Raw genomic sequence first — 264 nt, 5'->3', positions numbered from 1 at the left:
GGTTAACGGCGGGATATAACATGAGCTGTCTTCGGTATCGTCGTATCCCACTACCGAGATATCCGCACCAACGCGCAGCCCGGACTCGGTAATGGCGCGCATTGCGCCCAGCGCCATCTGATCGTTGGCAACCAGCATCGCAGTGGGAACGATGCCCTCATTCAGCATTTGCATGGTTTGTTGAAAACCGGACATGGCACTCCAGTCGCCTTCCCGTTCCGCTATCGGCTGAATTTGCTGCTCATCCGTCAGTCCCGGGGCGGG

General features: G+C 58.0%; 1 protein-coding gene. It reads right to left on the bottom strand.

Annotation, left to right across the window (positions count from 1 at the left end; translation table 11 throughout):
- A partial coding sequence (locus SB749_RS19785) for a substrate-binding domain-containing protein (RefSeq protein ID WP_410711809.1) occupies nucleotides 1–264 on the bottom strand: 264 nt, incomplete at both ends.

It is taken from the genome of Brevibacterium sp. SIMBA_078 (genome assembly GCF_046534565.1).
Classification (GTDB): Bacteria; Actinomycetota; Actinomycetes; order Actinomycetales; family Brevibacteriaceae; genus Brevibacterium.
The sequence above is the reverse complement of the archived record's forward strand: the minus strand, read 5'-3'. Positions and strand labels throughout refer to the sequence as shown.